The following is an 18,667-nucleotide window of genomic DNA, read 5'->3' on the forward strand; positions in this document are numbered from 1 at the left end:
CGGTGTCGATCAAGAGTCAGTTTTGCGCCGTCGTAGCGTTTTCCAGCAGGCGCAGCCAGTTGAGTCCCATGATGTTGCGTACCTCGTCCTCGGCGAAGCCTCGGGCGCGCAGGCCCTGGGCGATGACCGGGAAATCCCGGCTGTCGCGGAACCATTGCAGCGGTGCCGGCCAGTTGGCGTTGTCCTTCGAGCCTTCGCCGTAATCCTTGTCTTTGCTCCAGCGCCCGTTGCGCATCCATTCGAGCACTTGCAGCGGTTGTTGCTGGCACAGGTCGGTGCCGATGCCGATGTGTTCGACGCCCATCAATTCCGCCGTGCTGGCGACCATGTCGCAGAAGTCTTCCAGGGTGCAGCCCGACGCACCCTTGAGGTGGAACGGGTAAGTGCTGAAACCGAGCAGGCCGCCGGACTCGGCGATACCGCGCAGCACCGCGTTGGATTTGTTGCGCTTGGCCGCGTGGAAACTCGACGGGTTGGCGTGGGAGACGATCACGGGCCGGCTCGACAGCTCGATGGCTTCAAGCGTGCTGCGCTCGGCGCTGTGGGACATGTCGATGAGCATGCCGACGCGGTTCATCTCGCGGATCACCTGGCGGCCGAAGCGGCTGATGCCGTTGTCTTCGCTCTCGTAGCAACCGCTGGCCAGCAGGCTCTGGTTGTTGTAGGTAAGCTGCATGATCAGCACGCCGAGCTGGCGGAAAACTTCCACCAGGCTGATGTCGTCTTCGATCGGCGAGCAGTTCTGGAAACCGAAGAAAATCCCCACGCGGCCTTCCTGATGGGCCAGGCGAATGTCTGAAGCCTCGCGCACCGGGCGAATCAGCTGCGGCCAGGTTTCGAAGCGGCGGTTCCATTCGCCGATGCGCGACAGGGTTTCCCGGGCGTTCTCGTGGTAGGCGATGGTGGCGTGCACCGCGCTCAGGCCGCCTTCGCGCATCTGGCGAAAAATCTCTTCGTTCCAGTGGGAATACTGCAGGCCGTCGATCATCAATAAGTCGTGCATGCTGGTCTCCCGTTCAAGGTCGCACGTAGGTGGTCTTGACCACGGTGTAGAACTCGCGGGCGTATTGCCCTTGCTCGCGGGGTCCGAAGCTGGAGGCTTTGCGGCCGCCGAACGGCACGTGGTAATCGGTGCCGGCGGTGGGCAGGTTGACCATCACGCAACCGGTGCGGGCACGGCGCTTGAAGTCGCTGGCATAACGCAGCGACTGGGTGATGATCCCGGCGGTGAGGCCGTATTCGGTGTCGTTCAGCACCGACAGGGCTTGTTCGTAATCGCTGACCCGGATCACACAGGCGATCGGCCCGAAAACCTCTTCGCGGTTGATGCGCATGCTGTTGTGGGTGTTGATGAACAGGGCGGGGCGCATGTAGTGCCCGGCCGGCTCCAGGTTCAGCAGTTCGCCGCCTTCGACCAGGGTCGCGCCTTCGTCTTCGGCCAGTTGCAGGTAATGCAGGTTCTGCTCCAGTTGCCGGGCTTCGGCCACCGGGCCGATCTGTACGCCCTGGCCGAGGGCATGACCGACCTTCAATTGACGCATGCGCGCCACCAGCGCTTCGACGAAACGGTCATGGATGCCGTCGCAGACGATCAATCGCGAGGAGGCCGTGCACTTTTGTCCGGTGCCGAAGAAGGCGCCGTTCAACGCGCATTCCACGGCGATTTCAAGGTCGGCGTCATCGAGCACCACCAGGGCGTTCTTGCTGCCCATTTCCAGTTGGCAACGCACCAGGTTGCCGGCGGTGGCGACCGCGACGCGGCGACCGGTCTGCAGGGAACCGGTGAAGGTCAACGCGTCGATGTCGGCGGACTGGATCAGGCTTTCGCCGACCACCGCGCCGCTGCCCATGACCAGGTTGAAGGTGCCGGCGGGCAAGGCCTGGCGGCTGATGATCTCGGTCAGGGCCCAGGCGCTGGCCGGCACCAGGTTGGCCGGCTTGAACACCACGGCGTTGCCGAAGGCCAGGGCCGGGGCAATCTTCCAGGCGGCGGTGGCCATGGGGAAATTCCACGGGGTGATGATGCCGACCACGCCGACCGGTTCACGCTGCACTTCGATCTCGATGCCGGGGCGTACCGAGGCGGCGGTCTCGCCCATCTGACGCAGCACTTCGGCGGCGTAGTAGTGGAAGAACTGCGCGGAGCGATTGACCTCGCCGATGCCCTCGGCCAGCGGTTTGCCTTCCTCCCGGGAGAGCAGTTCGCCGAGTTCGTCCTTGCGCGCCATCAGCTCGTTGCCGATGGCCATCAGCACTTGCTGGCGCTGTTCCAGGCCGCTGGCGGCCCATTGCGGCTGGGCGTCGCGGGCGGCAGCGATGGCGTCGAGCGTCTGTTCGGCGCTGGCTTGCTGGTAGTGGCCGATGAGGTCTTGAACATCCGAAGGGCTGTGGTTGGCGATGACGCCCTGGCCTTCGCACCAGTTGCCGCCGATGTAGTTTTTGTAGGGTTGCAGTGCCATGGGAACCTCCGATTGCGTTGGTCCCATCTTGAGAGTATTAGTCTGCAAATAAAAATTAATAATAAATATGAAATGATAAGGAAAACTTACCGTGCTGCCCGAGCTGAAGATTACCCAACTGCGCTATTTCGTCCTGGTCGCCCAGCTGAAAAGCTTTCACGGCGCGGCAAGGCAGGCCTATCGCACGCAACCGGCGCTGTCGCTGGCGGTGCGTGAGCTGGAGCAGAAACTCGGCCAGCCATTGTTCGAAAAGGGCGGCAAGACCGAACTGACGCCATTCGGCGCACACTGCTTGCCGCTGTTCGAGGATTTGCTCGCGCATCACGACCGTATCGCCCGCGAAGTCAGCCTGCTGGCGCGGCATGAAATCGGTCAGGTGAGCATCGCCACGGTGCCGTCGGTGGCCAGCCGGTTGTTGCCGCATCTGCTCGCACGGTTTGTCGGCGAGCACCCGAAAATGCAGATCAGCATGCAGGACGGCAATGCCGACAGCGTGCAGCAGCTGCTGGTCCAGGGGCAGGTGGATTTTGCAATCAGCAGCGTGTGGACGGCGGACGAAAACATCGAGTTCGTGCCGGTCCTGAGTGATCGGGTAGGGGTGGTCTGTCGCCACGATCATCCGTTGGTGGCCAGTGGCGAGGCGTTGCACTGGTCGAGCCTGCAAGCTTATCCGTTGGTACGCAATGGCACCTCGCGCTTGCTTGCAGGCACGGAAGCTGCGGGGTTGCTGGACAGCAGCCTGCTGTTCGTCTCCAACATGATTTCGCTGATCGCGATGCTCGAAGAGGGCATCGGCATCACCACGCTGCCGTCCCTGGCGTTCCCGCAGGGTAACGAGAAGCTGGTGTTCCTGCCGCTGTCAGAGCCGCGGGTGGAGCGCCAGATCGGCATCCTGTGCCGCAAGGGACAGAGCCTGTCGCCCGCGGCGGCCGAGTTGATGGGGTTTCTCAAGGCGAACATGCAGAGGGTCGATCTGTAAGGTCAGGGTTCTGTCGGTCGCAGCCTGAAGCGGCAGACATGCCCGCCACGCACCATGCATTCGCTGTGCTCGACTTCAGCGCCGCCCAGCGCGCCGATCAAGGCCAGGTCCAGTTCGCAGACCACCGGGTGCTCGGCGGCCAGGCGATGGAACACGCAGTTATGCGCAACGATTTCCGGGCTGTCGCCTGAGCGGAAAAACACCTCGGCTTCATAACCCGCCTGGTTCATGTGCTGCACGATCCTGGCTTCGTCCACGACCTGTTGTTCACGGTCCAGCGCCAGCTTGCGGCCCATGCTGCGCATCAGCGAGGCCAGGGCTTCGGGGCCGATGATGGCGGCGACTTCATCGATCAATACGCTGGCCAGCAGCTGATAGTGGCGTGGGAACTGCTCCCGCGCGTGGTCGGTGAGCCGATACAGCTGCTCCGGACGACGGCCCGTTGGCCGGGTGTCGCCGCGCAGCACCAGGCCGTCACGCTCCAGCGCCGCCAGGTGTTGGCGAATCGCCGTGCGCGTGACGGCCAGGTGTTCCGCCAGCTCGTCAATGCTCATGCCACCGGCATGGTGCAGCAGCGCATTGAGCAGGTCCTGCTGTGTTCGGCCCAATCCTTCCAGCATGGGGTGCCCTCGTGCGATATCAGAACTTGTCCGGGAATTGCTTGACCAGCGCGCCGGTCAACGCGTCGGCCAGGGCCAGGATGTGCGTGCGCATCATCGCCCAGGTAGCGGCTTCTGCGGCGTAATCGTGGGCGGCAAACTCATCGATCTGGGCGATGTGGTGACCGCCATGGGCCGACAGCATGTTGACCAGTGTCGCCTCAGGCAGATTGGGGTTGGCGCCGGCCAGGAACGCCGCAATGGCCTTGGCATTGCTGGTCAATTCGGTGACGGCGGCCTGCTTGCCTTTCGCATCCTTGGCGACGGTGGCATCGCTGTAGTGTTTCACCGCGCCCCAGTGACCGGCAAGCAGCTTGAGCAGTTGATCCGCCGCCGGTTGGCCGTAGAGCGGGGCAATGCTGTTGGCGATTTTGGTGGCGTTGTCGACGACCTGGTCGGCGGCGACCTTGGCTTGTTTCTGGTCGGCGGATTGATTGGCCAGCGCGTAGTTTCGGATCCAGAAAATGTGCTCGACCCAAAGGTCACGCAGGGCCAGGCGCGTGGTCAGCGCGGGGCTGTCGGCAGCGGCGGGTGAAGCGGCAGGCGTCTGGCTCCAGACCGGTTGTGCACACAAAGCCAGCAGGAGCAAAGCCAGGGTTTTGATATTCATGACGGCACCCTCAGAGAGTGGGAACGTTCGACAATATCAATATAGGCATAAAAATATGTTTTTATTGGGCGCAGGTGAGTTCTCGGATGAACGGCCATAGCCTGTCGCTACAAAGACCGCTGATCCCGTTACAACCCATCCCCCAGCGCCTTGAGGTATTCAGGGCTTTCGCCGATCGAGTTATGCCCCGTCCCCTCGATGACCTGCATCGAAGCCACGCCTTTGGTGAAATGACTCAACAGGCGCTCGGTATTGGAGCGCGGAATCACTTCGTCATCTCCGGCCGCGATCAATACCGTCGGCACCGTGATGCGTGCGGCGTAGCGCCAGGACTGGAATTTGTCCTTCAACAACCAGCGCACCGGAAACCAGCGAAACTGTCGGGCGGCCAGGCCTTCGAGGCTGTTGTAGGGGGTGATCAGCACCAGCCGCGCGGCCGGCCGCTGGCTGGCAAGGCGCACGGCAACCCCGGAGCCCAGGCTGCGCCCGACCACCGCCACGTGCGGATGGGTGGCGTGGACCTGGTCGAACAAGGTCAAGGCGTCGCGGGCAATAGCTTCTTCCGAAGGCGATCCGGAACTGCCGCCATAACCACGGTAATGCAGCAGGTACAGCGCGTAGTCCGGGAAGGCTTGCGAGAAGGAAGGCAGGTTGCGCGAGACGTCTTCGGCATTGCCGCCAAAGTAGATCAGCGCGTTCGGGCCGTCGTGGGGGCGCACAGAGACCAGCACCCGGGCGTCGGCAACCGGCAGGGTGAGCAGGGTAGCGGCCGAGCCGACGGTGCGCGGTTGCGGGTAGTAGATCAGCGCCCGCTGAAACACGAACAGCGCCACGCACAGCGCCAGGTACAACGCTGCGACGATGACGACGAGTAACACCAGGGTGCGTGACATTCGACTAACGTTAGGAGGCGGCATTGACTGCTCGAGGTTTGAATGTGGCTGGCGCCGCAAGGCTTTCTCAGTGTAGTCAATCGACCCTTGGCGCGGGATATCCGGGTTGTCGGCGCAACAGGTCGAACCCGAGCGACTGGTGAGAAGCGTTTTATGAGCCATCCTGAGGGTTACACCCGTAGAGAAATACTCACGCTGGCTGCCGGCGCTTCGGCGGTCTTCACGTTCGGTCCGGCGGGAGCACAAGCCGTGCCGTCGACGGGAACAGGAGGCAAGACCATGCAGACCCGCGCCATTCCTTCCAGCAACGAGTCCTTGCCGATCGTAGGGTTGGGCACTTATCGCGGGTTCGATGTCGAGCCTGCGCAACCGGCCTACAAAGACTTGTCCGCCGTGCTGGATGCGTTGTTCGACAAGGGCGGCAAGCTGATCGACAGCTCGCCGATGTACGGTCGCGCCGAACAGACCACCGGTGAATTGCTGTCGATCCACGAGCCGCGCTCGCCGGCGTTCCTGGCCACCAAGGTGTGGACCCGCGGGCGCGAAGAAGGCATCGCGCAGATGGAACAATCCTTCGCCCTGTTGCAGACCGACCGCATCGACCTGATGCAGATCCACAACCTGCTGGACTGGCAGACTCACCTGCCGACCCTGCGCCACTGGAAGGAGCAAGGGCGCATCCGCTACATCGGCATCTCCCACTACACGGCGGCGGCCTATGAAGAAGTGGAGGCGGTGCTCAGGGCCGAGCCACTGGATTTCCTGCAGATCAACTACGCCCTGGACGACCGCGGCGCCGAGAAACGTTTGCTGCCGTTATGCCGTGAGCGGGGCGTGGCGGTGATCTGCAACCGGCCGTTTGGCGGTGGCGGCCTGCTGGCCAAACTCAAGGACACACCGTTGCCAGGCTGGGCGGCGCAAGTCGGGGTCAAGAGCTGGCCGCAACTGGCGCTGAAGTTCCTGCTGTCGCATACGGCGGTGACCTGCGTGATCCCGGGCACCGGCAACCCGCGCTACATGGCGGAAAACGCCCGCGCCGGATTCGGCCCGATGCTGACCGACGCCCAGCGTCAGCAGCTGATTGCGCTGGTCGGCTAGCGACGCACCCGAAGCGGTCCGGCGAGTCCCGCAACCTCTCCTATACTGTCGGCGTCCATGCCGTCCAACGCGCATTCGTTGCCCTGACGGCGTCCCTGTCCATCACTGCAAGGAGATCGAACATGGCAATTCGCATTGGCGACGAAGCACCGGATTTCACCGCCGACACCACCGAAGGCACGCTCAATTTTCACCAATGGATCGGCGATGGCTGGGCCGTCCTGTTTTCCCACCCCAAGGATTTCACCCCGGTGTGCACCACCGAACTGGGCTACCTGGCCAAGCTCAAGCCGGAATTCGACAAGCGCAACACCAAGGTCATCGGTCTGAGCGTCGACCCGGTCAGTGACCACAACCGCTGGGTCGGTGACATCGCCGAGACCCAGGGCAGCGCGGTCAACTATCCGCTGATCGGCGACGAAAACCTGGTGGTGGCCAAGCTCTACGACATGATCCACCCCAACGCCAGCGGCGGCGCGCGCACGGCGGTGGACAACGCGACGGTGCGTTCGGTGTTCCTCGTCGGCCCGGACAAGAAGGTCAAGGCCATGCTGATCTACCCGATGAGCGCCGGGCGTAATTTCGATGAAGTGCTGCGCCTGCTCGACTCCCTGCAACTCAATGCCAAGCACACCGTCGCCACGCCGGTGAACTGGCGGCCGGGTGAGGACGTGATCATTCCGACTTCGGTGTCTGATGAAGATGCGAAGAAGAAGTACCCGGATGGGTTCAAGACGTTGAAGCCGTATTTGCGGACGGTGGCTCAGCCGAAGTAATTGAGGCGACCTTAAGATCGCCATCGTCGGAACGCCGCCCGGAGCAAGCCCGCTCCCACACTGGATCTGTGTCGGACACAGATTTTGTGTCCACTGGAGCCCCCTGTGGGAGCGGGCTTGCCCGCGATGGGGCCAGCCCTGCTGACCCCTCAAACCAGATACTTTTTAAACCACCCCACCGTCCGCTCCCACGCCAGCTTCGCCGCCGCCTCGTCATAACGCGGCGTCGAATCATTGTGAAAACCATGATTGCAGCCCGGATAAATGTAGGCCTCATAGGTCTTGCCCCCGGCCTTCAACGCTTTCTCATAGGCCGGCCAGCCTTCGTTGATCCGTGTGTCCAACTCGCCGTAGTGCAGCATCACCGGGGCCTTGATCCGGGGCACTTCCTCGGCCGTTGGCTGACGACCATAAAACGATACGGCGGCGCCCAGTTCCGGGTAGGCCACCGCGGCGGCGTTGGTCACGCCACCGCCGTAGCAGAAGCCGGTGATGCCGACTTTCCCGGTGGCCGCAGGGTGTTTCATCATCCACTCGACGGCGGCGAAAAAGTCGTTCATCAGCTTTTCCGGGTCGACCGTGGCCTGGAGTTCGCGACCCTTGTCGTCATTGCCGGGATAACCGCCGAGCGACGTCAGGCCATCCGGGGCCAGGGCGATGAACCCGGCCTTGGCCACACGCCGGGCCACGTCTTCGATGTAGGGGTTGAGCCCGCGGTTTTCGTGCACGACCACCACCGCCGGCACTTTGCCGGTGGCCTTGGCCGGGCGCACGAGGTAAGCGCGAACCTGGCCGTGGCCCTTGGGCGACGGGTAGGTGACGTACTCGGCAATGATGTCCGGGTCGGTGAACTCGACCTGCTCGGCCAGCGCATAGTTGGGGCTCAGCGCGGCAAGCAGGGCGCCGGCCGTCATGCCGCCGAAGGTGAACAACGCCGCGCGGTCGAGAAACTCCCGGCGGTTGATCTTGCCGTGGGCGTAGTAGTCGTAGAGTTCCAGCAGTTCGGGGGCGAAGTCTTTTGCAGTTAGACGGGTCATTGGTGCAACTCCTCTCGACTGGTTTGACATGGGCCCTGGAGCGGGCCTGTGGCGAGGGGGCTTGCCCCCGTTGGGTCGCGAAGCGGCCCCCGAAAATGGGACTGCTGCGCAGTCCAACGGGGGCAAGCCCCCTCGCCACAAGCCCATCCACAGGGGAAAAAGGGTGAAGCCAAAATTTCATTCCAGGCACTGCGCCCCGGCCTTCGCCACCTGCGCATCCTGCCCGGGCTTGACGCCCGACACACCGACCGCGCCAATCACCTGGCCATCGAAGACAATCGGCACGCCACCCTCCAGCGAAGTCAGCAAGGGTGCTGACAGGAAAGCGTAGCGCCCGTTGTTGACCATGTCCTCATAGCTTTTCGATTCGCGCCGCCCGAGGGCCGCGGTGCGTGCCTTTTCGGTGGCGATGTAGGCGCTGCTCGGCGCACAGCCGTCGAGGCGTTCGAGGGCCAGCGGGTGGCCGCCGTCATCGACCACTACGATGGTCACGGCCCATTGATTGGCCTGGGCTTCGGCGCGGGCGGCGTTGATGATCTGGCCGACTTCGGTCTGGCTCAGGACGGCTTTGCTGTTCATGGGCGTCTCCAGTGCTCGGTCAAGGCAGGGCGGCCTCGACCAGTTCGATCCAGTGCCGCACCGGGGTTCGGCCTGCGCCGTCGAGGTGGGTCTGGCAGCCGATGTTGGCCGTGACAATGACCTCGGGGTAGCCGCTTTCCAGGGCGTTGAGCTTGTTGTCGCGCAGTTGTCGCGACAGTTCCGGCTGGGTCAGCGAGTAGGTGCCCGCCGAGCCGCAACACAGGTGTCCGTCGGGGACGGACGTAAGGTTGAAACCCATTTGCTTCAATAGCGCTTCCACGGCGCCGCCGAGTTTTTGCCCGTGTTGCAGGGTGCAGGGGCAATGGAAGGCCAGGCGTTGCGAGGCGTGGATGCCCAGTTGTTCCAGTGGTTCGTCACGCAACACTTCCACCAGGTCACGGGCCAGCGCGCTGACCCTTTTCGCCTTGTCGGCATAGGCCGGGTCGCTGGCGAGCAGATGGCCGTAATCCTTGATGAAGGCGCCGCAACCGCTGGCCGTCTGCACAATCGCTTCGGCGCCTTTTTCAATGGCCGGCCACCACGCGTCGATGTTGCGCCGGGCGCGATCGAGGCCGGCGGCCTGGGCGTCGAGGTGATAGTCCACGGCACCGCAGCAGCCGGCCTCGCGGCTGCCGATGACGCTGATCCCCAACCGGTCCAGCACCCGCGCCGCAGCGGCATTGGTGTTGGGGGACAGGCTGGGCTGCACGCAGCCTTCGAGCATCAGCACCTGCCGCGCGCGCAGGGTCATGGGGCGCGGTTTGGCCGGATAGACACTGCGCGGCAACTTGCTTTGCAGCGGGCCGGGCAACAGCGCGCGCAACATCTGTCCGCCATTGACCAGGCCCTTGAACAGATCGGGATGCGGCACGGTCTGGCGCAAGCCCTCGCGCAACAGGCGCTGCCCGAGCGGGCGCGGCACCGCCGCATCGACCACGGCCCGGCCGATGTCCAGCAGGTTGTGGTAGTCGACGCCCGACGGGCAGGTGGTTTCGCAGTTGCGGCACGACAGGCAGCGGTCCAGGTGCTGTTGGGTCTTTTGCGTGACGTCGTTGCCTTCCAGCACTTGCTTGATCAGGTAGATGCGGCCCCGAGGTCCGTCCAGTTCATCGCCGAGCAATTGATAGGTCGGGCACGTGGCGTTGCAGAAGCCGCAGTGCACGCAGGTGCGCAGGATGCTTTCGGCTTCTGCGGCGCGGGGCAGATGGCTGGCGCTTTCACTCAGGGTCGTCTGCATGGTTCAAAGCTCCGCGTACAGGCGTCCGGGGTTGAAGATGCCCCGTGGATCGAGTTGTTGTTTGAGGTTGCGGTGATAGCGCATCAGCGCCGGCGGCAGCGGCTGGAACGGGGTGTCAGTCAGGCCGTGACTGAAGCAGGTGACATGACCGCCGACCTCGTCGACGACCTGGCGGATGAACGCCGCTTCGGCATCGGACTTCAGCCAGCGCTGGGCGCCGCCCCAGTCGACCAGCTGCCGGCCGGGCAGCGACAGGCGTGGCGTGTTGTGCGGCAGTGACAGGCGCCAAAGTGGCTGGTCTTCATCGAAGAAGCTCAAGCGCTGTTCGTTGAGGTCGTCCCAGTAGGAGGCGTTGAGCCGTTCGCCGCCGAGGCGCTCATGGGCCGCCGCCACCGAGCCTTCACCGCCTTCCAGCCGCAAGTGCAGGCGTGAGCCGTCGTGGCAGGCCGCGCTGATCGGCAACGGCTGCTGACCCCATTGCGCCAGGTGCAGCAAGGCCCGTTCGATGTCCAGTTCCAGGCTGATACTCAGGCACTGCCGGGGTTTGGGCAGTACCTTGAGCGAGACCTCGGTGATCAGCCCGAGGCAACCATGACTGCCGGCCATCAGGCGCGACAGGTCGTAGCCGGCGACGTTTTTCATCACCTCGCCACCGAAGCGCAACAGCTTGCCTTGCCCCGTGATGACGCGCGTGCCGAGGACGAAATCCCGCACCGAGCCGGACCACGGGCGCCGTGGTCCGGACAGTCCGCAGGCGATCATGCCGCCCACCGTGGCGTCTTCGCCGAAGGCCGGCGGTTCGCAGGGCAGCATCTGTTGCGCGGCGTCGAGCACCTGCGCCAGCTGCGCCAACGGCGTGCCGCAACGGGCGGTGATCACCAGTTCCGTCGGGTCGTAGCTGACGATGCCGCAGTGCGCGCGGGTATCGAGAATTTCCCCGGCCGTGGTGCGCCCGAGAAAGGCCTTGCTGTTGGACCCCTGGATGCGCAACGGCGTGGCGTTGTCCAGTGCCTGATTGACCTGCTCCAGCAGTGACGGGCTGTCGTCGAAATCTTCAGGGCCGTGCATCAGAAACGCTCCAGCTCGGGGAAGGGCAGTTGACCGGCATGTATGTGCATGGCTCCGAATTCGGCGCAACGGTGCAGGGTCGGGATGTTCTTGCCGGGGTTGAGCAGGCCGCCGGGGTCGAAGGCGGCCTTGATCGCATGGAACAGGGTCAGCTCATCGCTGTTGAACTGCGCGCACATCTGGTTGATCTTTTCGCGGCCCACGCCGTGCTCACCGGTGATGCTGCCGCCCACCTTCACGCACAATTCGAGGATCTTGCCGCCCAGGGCTTCGGCGCGGTCGAGCTCACCGGGTTGGTTGGCGTCGAACAGAATCAACGGATGCATGTTGCCGTCGCCGGCATGGAACACGTTGGCCACCCGCAGGCCGTATTCGTTCGACAGTTCGGCGATGGCGTGCAGCACGCCGGGCAGTTCGCGGCGGGGGATGGTGCCGTCCATGCAGTAATAGTCCGGCGAGAGGCGGCCCACCGCCGGGAAGGCATTCTTGCGCCCGGCCCAGAAACGCACGCGCTCGGCTTCGTCCCTGGCCTGGCGCACCTCGGTTGCGCCGGCCTGTTGCAGTACCTGGCGCACCCGCTCGCAATCGTCGGCGACATCGGCTTCAACACCATCGAGTTCACACAACAGAATGGCCTGGGCATCCACCGGGTAACCAGCGTGGATGAAATCCTCGGCGGCGCGGATGGCCAGGTTGTCCATCATTTCCAGGCCACCGGGGATGATGCCGGCGGCGATGATGTCGCCGACCGCGCGCCCGGCTTTTTCCACCGAGTCGAAGGCCGCCAGCAGCACCTTGGCGGACTGCGGTTTGGGCAGCAGCTTGACCGTGACCTCGGTGATCACCCCGAGCAGGCCTTCGGAACCGGTGAACAGTGCCAGCAGGTCGAACCCGGGGGAGTCGAGGGCGTTGGAGCCCAGGCTCAACTGTTCGCCATCGACCGTGAGGATGTCGACCTTGAGCACGTTGTGCACGGTCAGGCCGTACTTGAGGCAATGCACGCCACCGGCATTTTCCGCGACGTTGCCACCGATGGAGCAGGCGATTTGCGAGGACGGGTCCGGCGCGTAATACAGGCCGAACGGGGCCGCCGCCTGGGAAATCGCCAGATTGCGCACACCGGGCTGCACCCGCGCGGTTCGGGCGGCGGGGTCGATGTGCAGGATGTTGTTGAAGCGCGCCATCACCAGCAGCACGCCTTTCTCCAGGGGCAGCGCACCGCCGGACAATCCGGTACCGGCGCCGCGGGCCACCACGGGCACGCGCAGCTCATGGCAGATGCGCAGCACCCCTTGCACCTCGTCGATGTGCCGGGGCAGCACCACCAGCATCGGCGTGGTGCGATAGGCCGACAGTCCATCACATTCGTAGGGCTTGAGTTCCTCCTGCTGGTGCAGGATTTCCAGGGCCGGCAGCCTGGTTTTCAAGGCGTGCAACAGTGCCTGTCTGTCGACGTCGGGCAGGGCGCCGTCGACGCGCTCATCGTAGAGAATGTTCATCGGTTCTCGACTCTCGCAGCAGGCCAATGACCTTCATCATTGGCCTGTCAGGCTCAGCTGTCCATGGGATCGTTGTCTCCACTGTGGGAGCGAGCTTGCCCGCGATGGCGGTAGACCATTCGACATCTATGTTGAATGACACTCCGCCATCGCGGGCAAGCCCGCTCCCACAGGTATTCGATTTAATGACCGCCCACCACCATATGGCTGAACGGTGCGACATAGGCCTGCAGCGTCACCAGGCCACCGACCAGGATCGCCAGCACGATCGAGTGGAAGAACACGTAGCGCAGGATTTCCCCTTCGTGGCCGTACCAGCGGGTGGCCGTGGAGGCGACCACGATCGACTGCGCGTCGACCATCTTGCCCATGACCCCGCCGGAGCTGTTGGCGGCGGCCATCAACACCGGGCTGATGCCCAACTGCTCGGAGGTCACTCGTTGCAAACCGCCGAACAGCACGTTGGATGCCGTGTCCGAGCCGGTCAGCGCCACGCCGAGCCAGCCAAGCAGGGTGCCGAACATGGGGTAGAAAATGCCCGTCGCGGCGAAGGCCAGGCCCATGGTCGCGTCCAGGCCGGAGTAGCGCGTGAGAAAGCCCAGGGCGAGCATCGCCGCAATGGTGATCAGCGAGTATCGCACCACCCACAGGGTGCGCAGGTACTGGCGGATCAGCTGCGGGATCGAGTACCCCATCAGCAAACCACCAACAATCGCCGCCAGCAGAATGCCGCTGCCGGTGGCGGTGAACCAGGTGAACTTGTACACCGCTTCTTCGGTTTTCGGCGCGGGCACCACGGGCGGCACTTTCTCGACCTGCTGGTGCAGGGTGGTGAAGGTCACGACCGGCGCGAACAGCGGGTTGGCCTCGCGCAGCGGTTTACCCTGGGGATCGAGCTTGGCGGCGCTGGTTTGCGGGTCGATGGCGGGGCGGGTGTCGAAGGTGTTCTTGAAGCCCTGGGTGCCCCAGATGAACACGAAGACCGTGAGGATGATCCACGGCATCCATGCGCGCATCACCGCCGGTTTCGCCTCGTTGGCGAAGGTTGCAGTCGGTACGGGCTTTTCGTCGTGCTCGGCGTCGATCTTCGAATTATCGACCCGGCCGGTCAGGGCAGCGGAGGTGTGCACGGTGGCCGGTTTCCAGACCTTGAGGAAACCGGTCAGGCAGGCCATGGAAATCAGTGCGGCGATCACGTCCACCAGCATCGGCCCGTGATAGTTGGATACGAGGAATTGCGGAACGGCAAAACTGACCCCGGCCACGAGGATCGCCGGCCAGATTTCCAGCATCTTGCGCCAGCCGGCAAAGGCCCAGATCAGCCAGAACGGCACCAGCACCGAGAAGAAGGGCAACTGCCGGCCAACCATCATCGACAGCTCCATTTCATCCAGCCCGGTGACCTTGGCCAGGGTGATGATCGGCGTGCCGAGGGCACCGAATGCCACCGGCGCGGTGTTGGCGATCAGCGCCAGCCCCGAGGCGGCAAGCGGCGAGAACCCGAGCCCGATCAGAATCGCCCCGGTCACCGCCACCGGCGTACCGAAACCGGCCGCGCCTTCGAAGAACGCACCGAAGCAGAAAGCGATCAGGAGCAATTGCAGGCGTCGGTCATCGGTGATGCGCGCCAGGGAGTCCTGCAGCACCTTGAACGAACCGTTCTCGGTGGTCAGGCGGTGCAGGAAGATGATGTTCAACACGATCCAGCCAATCGGCAACAGACCATTGGCCGCGCCGAACAGTGCCGCGGAACCTGCCATGTCCGCCGGCATGCCGAAGGCGAAGATCGCGATCAGCAAGGCCGAGGCCAACGCGAGCAACGCCGCCAGGTGCGCCTTGACATGAAAAAACGCGAGGGACGCCAGCATCACCACCACCGGCACAGCCGCCATCAGCGTTGAAAGCACCGGGTTATTGAACGGATCGTAGACTTGCTGCCAGACCATGTTCCACCTCTGCATTTTATTGTTGGACGTGCAGATCCCCTGGGGGGGAGGTGGGCTTGAGTATAGGTGGCATTGCGCAGCTGTCAGGGCCGGCCTTCGGTCCTGCCAATCAGCGCATTTCAGAGTGCTGAGCTAGCATGGCCAGTAGGGTTTCAATCCAGTCAGGGGAGGAATGCAGTCATGACCGAGCGCCATCTGGAGCACAAGGAAACGCTATCGAATGGATGCAATATCAAAGTCAAAGCGGAAATATTGAAAGACGGCTCGCTGGGCATGTTCATCGGCGTCTATCGGCCGGACGGCACGGCCATCGATGAAAACCACGACCCACGGCCGCACATGCTGGACATGGAAGCGGCGATGGACTGGGGGATCGATATTGCCAAGGGGATTGGTAATAGCCAGCGGACGTTGTGAGCGGTGGTTGCGTGGAGATCGGTTTTTTTTGTAGGAGCCGGCTTGCTGGCGAATGGGACGACACGGTGTGCCAGGTACGCCGCGTCATCGTTAACGTCCATCGTCGGAACGCCGCCCGGAGCAAGCTCGCTCCTACAGGCGAAGCTCTTAATGCTTGAACATCACATGCCGAACCACGGTGTAATCCTCCAGCCCATACATGGACATGTCCTTGCCATACCCGGACAGCTTCTGACCGCCATGGGGCATTTCGCTGACCAGCATGAAGTGCGTGTTCACCCAGGTGCAGCCGTACTGCAAGCGCGCCGCCAGGCGATGGGCGCGGCCAACGTCGGCGGTCCATACGGAGGAGGCGAGGCCGTAGTCTGAATCGTTGGCCCAGCCCAGCACTTGCGCTTCATCGCTGAACCTGGTCACCGACACCACCGGCCCGAACACTTCGCGACGGACGATTTCGTCGTCCTGTTGTGCATCGGCCAACACGGTAGGTTCGAAGAAAAAGCCGTTGCCTTCGACAGCCTTGCCGCCAGTGATCAAGCGAATGTGCGGCTGGGCGATGGCGCGCTCGACGAAACCGGCCACGCGGTCGCGGTGTTGCGCGGTGATCAGCGGGCCGAGTTCGGTCGACGGGTCATCCTGCAGGCCGTACTTGATGCTGCTGACGGCGGCACCGAGTTTCTCCACGAACTTCTCGTAGATGCCGGCCTGGGCATAGATGCGGCAGGCCGCGGTGCAGTCCTGCCCGGCGTTGTAGAAACCGAAGGTGCGGATGCCTTCCACGGCGGCATCGATGTCGGCGTCGTCGAAGATGATCACCGGCGCCTTGCCACCGAGTTCCATGTGCATGCGTTTGACGCTGTCGGCGGTGCTGGAAATGATGTTCGAGCCGGTGGCGATCGACCCGGTCAGCGACACCATGCGCACTTTCGGGTGGGTGACCAGCGGGCTGCCGACGCTAGGACCACGGCCGAACACCAGGTTGAGCACGCCGGCGGGGAAGATCTGCGACGCCAGTTCGGCCAGGCGCAGGGCGGTCAGCGGGGTCTGTTCCGACGGCTTGAGCACCACGGTATTGCCAGCGGCCAGGGCCGGGGCGATTTTCCAGGCGACCATCATCAACGGGTAGTTCCACGGCGCGATGGAGGCGATAACGCCCACCGGGTCGCGGCGGATCATCGAGGTATGGCCGGGCAGGTACTCGCCACCGGCCGAACCGCTCATGCAGCGACTGGCGCCGGCGAAGAAGCGGAACACGTCGGCAATCGCCGGGATCTCGTCGTTCAGCGCGGCGCTGTAGGGCTTGCCGCAGTTGTCCGATTCCAGCTTGGCCAGTTCTTCGCCGTGGGCCTCGATGGCGTCGGCGAGTCTGAGCAGCAGCAGCGAACGTTCTTTCGGCGGGGTCTGCGACCAGCTGTCGAACGCGGCATCGGCGGCGCGTACGGCGGCATCGACCTGGGCTTCGCTGGCTTCGTTGATTTCCACCAGCACACGGCCCAAGGCAGGGTTGAAGACGGGTTGGGCGGGGCCTTCGCCGTCTTGCAGTTGGCCGTTGATCAGTAATTTGGTTTGCATGGTTTTTTCCTCACTAACACTTTTATTTTTCTGCCGAAACCGGATCAAAACTGTGGGAGCGAGCCTGCTCGCGAAAGCGGTGTGTCAGTCGACATCAATGCTGGATGTGACGGCCTCTTCGCGAGCAGGCTTGCTCCCACATTGATCCGGTTCCCATATTGGAAATTGGTTGTCAGTTACTGACCGCCACAGCCCGTGGTGCTTTCACCGGTTTGGAAAACTTCCAGGCATCACCCGCCGGTGCGGTGCCTTTGTCGTAAGGCTTGCCCAGCAGCATGTAGACCAGGCCTGCGCCCATCACCACCAGGGTGGTCAGGATCATCGAGTAGTTGATGTACCACGGCGCATCCGGCGAACGCGGCCAGACCATGTTGACGATTGCGCACACGCCGTAAACCAGGGCGGCGAGGTTCACCCACAGGCCCCAGGCACCGAGGGTGAACTGGCCGTTCGGGCGCCAGCCCTTGGCACGGGCGATCAGTGCTGCGACGACGATCAACTGGAACGCCACGTAGATACCAATCGCCGCGAAACCGACGATGGTCGCCACGGCATCGGCCATGAACATGCCCAGGCAAACGATGGCGGCGGGCACCAGACCGCTGACCACCAGGGCGAAGGACGGCACATGGTTGGCCGACAGGCGCTTGAACAGCGAACTGCCGACGATCATTTCGTCGCGGGCATAGGCGAACAACAGGCGACTGGCCGCTGCTTGCAAGCTCAGCACGCAGGAGATGAACGAGACCATCACCACCGCCATCACCAGGCGCGAACCGACCGGGCCGAAGGCGTTGGCGAGGATGGTCGCCACCGGGTCTGTGTCTTCGCCGGCCAGCACCTTGGCCATGTCCGGCACCGACAGAATCAGCGCCAGACAAGCGAACATCGCTGCCGCGCCACCGATATAGATGGTCATGCGCATGGCCTTGGGAATGCGCTTGCCCGGGTTCGGGGTTTCTTCGGCGACATCGCCACAGGCCTCGAAACCGTAGTACTGGAACAGGCCCGCCAGGGACGCCGCGAGGAACGCCGGCAAGTACGAACCGTTGACTTGCAGGTTGAAGGTGTCGAACAGCACGCTGAACGGCTGGTGGCGCTCGAAAATCAACAGGTAGCCGCCCACCAGAATCGCGCCGACCAGTTCGCAGAGGAAACCGAACATCGCCACACGCGCCAGCAGCTTGGTGCCCACCAGGTTGAGTGCGGTCGAGAGCAGGATGATGCTCAGGGCGATGTAGATATTCGCCTCGGGTCCGGGGTGGAAGCCCATCATGATTGCCAGGTACGGCCCGGCCCCCACGGCGACGCCGGCGATGGTCGCGCACAGCGCCCAGGCATACACCCAGCCGACCATCCACGCCCAGCGCTTGCCCACCAGACGACGGGCCCACGGATAGACACCACCGGAAATCGGGAACTGCGAAACCACTTCACCGAAGATCAGGCACACCAGCATTTGCCCGGCGCCGATCAGCAGGTAGGACCAGAACATCGGCGGGCCGCCGGCGGCCAGGCACAGGCCGAACAGGGTATAGACGCCGACGACCGGCGACAGATAGGTGAAGCCCAGGGAAAAGTTCTCCCACAGGCTCATGCTGCGATTGAAATCCGAGCTGTAGCCGAGGGCGCGCAGTTGTTCCGCGTCCTGATCGGCGCTGCTGCTTGCACGCGTATTGGATGAGCCACTCATGTTATTTCCTCATTATCAATGGCAGTGGATTGCAAGGTTGGCGGGTTGGCCCGCCAGTGCCCCTTTGGGGCTTATTGTCATGAACACGCCTATCTGTAGGAGCCGGCTTGCTGGCGATGGCGTCCGTGAAATCGCCATCGCCAGC

The 18,667-nt window shown here is 63.5% G+C and carries 17 protein-coding genes; 4 read left to right on the forward strand and 13 right to left on the reverse strand.

Going from position 1 to position 18,667, the window contains the following annotated elements; genetic code table 11:
• Positions 1-16: 16 nt before the first annotated feature.
• A complete protein-coding gene (locus EI969_RS13005; RefSeq protein WP_160388171.1) occupies positions 17-1,003 on the reverse strand; it encodes a dipeptidase in 987 nt (328 codons plus the stop codon).
• Positions 1,004-1,016: 13 nt separating this feature from the next.
• Entirely contained in the window at positions 1,017-2,459 is a 1,443-nt protein-coding gene (locus EI969_RS13010; RefSeq protein WP_160388172.1) for an aldehyde dehydrogenase family protein, read from the reverse strand.
• A gap of 91 nt (positions 2,460-2,550) precedes the next feature.
• Between EI969_RS13010 and EI969_RS13015 the strand changes: the two genes are divergently transcribed.
• Positions 2,551-3,438 (forward strand): LysR family transcriptional regulator, encoded by an 888-nt coding sequence (locus tag EI969_RS13015; RefSeq protein WP_160388173.1) that lies wholly within the window; start codon positions 2,551-2,553, stop codon positions 3,436-3,438.
• 2 nt (positions 3,439-3,440) lie between these two features.
• Here EI969_RS13015 and EI969_RS13020 read toward each other — a convergent pair whose 3' ends face one another.
• The 3 genes from EI969_RS13020 to EI969_RS13030 all read right to left on the reverse strand — a co-directional run bounded on the left by EI969_RS13020 (position 3,441) and on the right by EI969_RS13030 (position 5,624).
• The gene (locus EI969_RS13020) at positions 3,441-4,058 is read right to left on the reverse strand and encodes a metalloregulator ArsR/SmtB family transcription factor (protein ID WP_160388174.1); all 618 of its coding nucleotides are present in this window, start codon (positions 4,056-4,058) and stop codon (positions 3,441-3,443) included.
• A 19-nt stretch (positions 4,059-4,077) separates the two neighbouring features.
• Entirely contained in the window at positions 4,078-4,707 is a 630-nt protein-coding gene (locus tag EI969_RS13025; protein WP_160388175.1) for a hypothetical protein, read from the reverse strand.
• Between the two features lie 128 nt (positions 4,708-4,835).
• On the reverse strand, positions 4,836-5,624 hold the full coding sequence (locus tag EI969_RS13030; protein ID WP_160388176.1) for an alpha/beta hydrolase: 789 nt from the start codon (positions 5,622-5,624) through the stop codon (positions 4,836-4,838).
• Between the two features lie 129 nt (positions 5,625-5,753).
• On the opposite strand from EI969_RS13030, the gene EI969_RS13035 reads away from it, so the two are divergent.
• Together EI969_RS13035 and EI969_RS13040 are read left to right on the forward strand one after the other, a co-directional pair.
• Positions 5,754-6,698, forward strand: coding sequence for an aldo/keto reductase (locus EI969_RS13035; protein ID WP_178120654.1), 945 nt, complete (start codon positions 5,754-5,756; stop codon positions 6,696-6,698).
• A gap of 122 nt (positions 6,699-6,820) precedes the next feature.
• Positions 6,821-7,474 carry a peroxiredoxin gene (locus EI969_RS13040; protein WP_150715062.1) on the forward strand — a complete coding sequence of 218 codons (654 nt, stop codon included), beginning with the start codon at positions 6,821-6,823 and terminating at the stop codon, positions 7,472-7,474.
• A gap of 149 nt (positions 7,475-7,623) precedes the next feature.
• Here the strand turns inward: EI969_RS13040 and yghX are convergent, their stop codons facing one another.
• From yghX to EI969_RS13070, 6 genes are all read right to left on the reverse strand, one after another.
• Entirely contained in the window at positions 7,624-8,511 is an 888-nt protein-coding gene (gene yghX / locus EI969_RS13045) for a YghX family hydrolase (protein WP_160388177.1), read from the reverse strand.
• Positions 8,512-8,688: 177 nt separating this feature from the next.
• On the reverse strand, positions 8,689-9,090 hold the full coding sequence (locus EI969_RS13050; RefSeq protein ID WP_160388178.1) for a heme-binding protein: 402 nt from the start codon (positions 9,088-9,090) through the stop codon (positions 8,689-8,691).
• Positions 9,091-9,109: 19 nt separating this feature from the next.
• On the reverse strand, positions 9,110-10,327 hold the full coding sequence (gene glcF / locus EI969_RS13055) for a glycolate oxidase subunit GlcF (RefSeq protein WP_160388179.1): 1,218 nt from the start codon (positions 10,325-10,327) through the stop codon (positions 9,110-9,112).
• Between the two features lie 3 nt (positions 10,328-10,330).
• Positions 10,331-11,395, reverse strand: a complete 1,065-nt coding sequence (glcE, locus tag EI969_RS13060) for a glycolate oxidase subunit GlcE (protein ID WP_160388180.1) — start codon at positions 11,393-11,395, stop codon at positions 10,331-10,333.
• The gene (gene glcD, locus EI969_RS13065; RefSeq protein ID WP_160388181.1) at positions 11,395-12,894 is read right to left on the reverse strand and encodes a glycolate oxidase subunit GlcD; all 1,500 of its coding nucleotides are present in this window, start codon (positions 12,892-12,894) and stop codon (positions 11,395-11,397) included. Before glcD ends, glcE begins: the two co-directional genes overlap by 1 nt.
• Positions 12,895-13,076: 182 nt before the next feature.
• On the reverse strand, positions 13,077-14,840 hold the full coding sequence (locus EI969_RS13070) for an L-lactate permease (protein WP_160388182.1): 1,764 nt from the start codon (positions 14,838-14,840) through the stop codon (positions 13,077-13,079).
• A gap of 180 nt (positions 14,841-15,020) precedes the next feature.
• Between EI969_RS13070 and EI969_RS13075 the strand changes: the two genes are divergently transcribed.
• The gene (locus tag EI969_RS13075) at positions 15,021-15,257 is read left to right on the forward strand and encodes a hypothetical protein (protein ID WP_160388183.1); all 237 of its coding nucleotides are present in this window, start codon (positions 15,021-15,023) and stop codon (positions 15,255-15,257) included.
• A gap of 147 nt (positions 15,258-15,404) precedes the next feature.
• Here the strand turns inward: EI969_RS13075 and EI969_RS13080 are convergent, their stop codons facing one another.
• Complete coding sequence (locus EI969_RS13080; protein WP_160388184.1) at positions 15,405-16,829, reverse strand: gamma-aminobutyraldehyde dehydrogenase; 1,425 nt, start codon at positions 16,827-16,829, stop codon at positions 15,405-15,407.
• 172 nt (positions 16,830-17,001) lie between these two features.
• Positions 17,002-18,522 carry an APC family permease gene (locus EI969_RS13085; RefSeq protein ID WP_160388185.1) on the reverse strand — a complete coding sequence of 507 codons (1,521 nt, stop codon included), beginning with the start codon at positions 18,520-18,522 and terminating at the stop codon, positions 17,002-17,004.
• Between the last annotated feature and the right edge of the window lie 145 nt (positions 18,523-18,667).

Source organism: Pseudomonas sp. PB101, from assembly GCF_009764265.1.
Taxonomy (GTDB): Bacteria; Pseudomonadota; Gammaproteobacteria; order Pseudomonadales; family Pseudomonadaceae; genus Aquipseudomonas.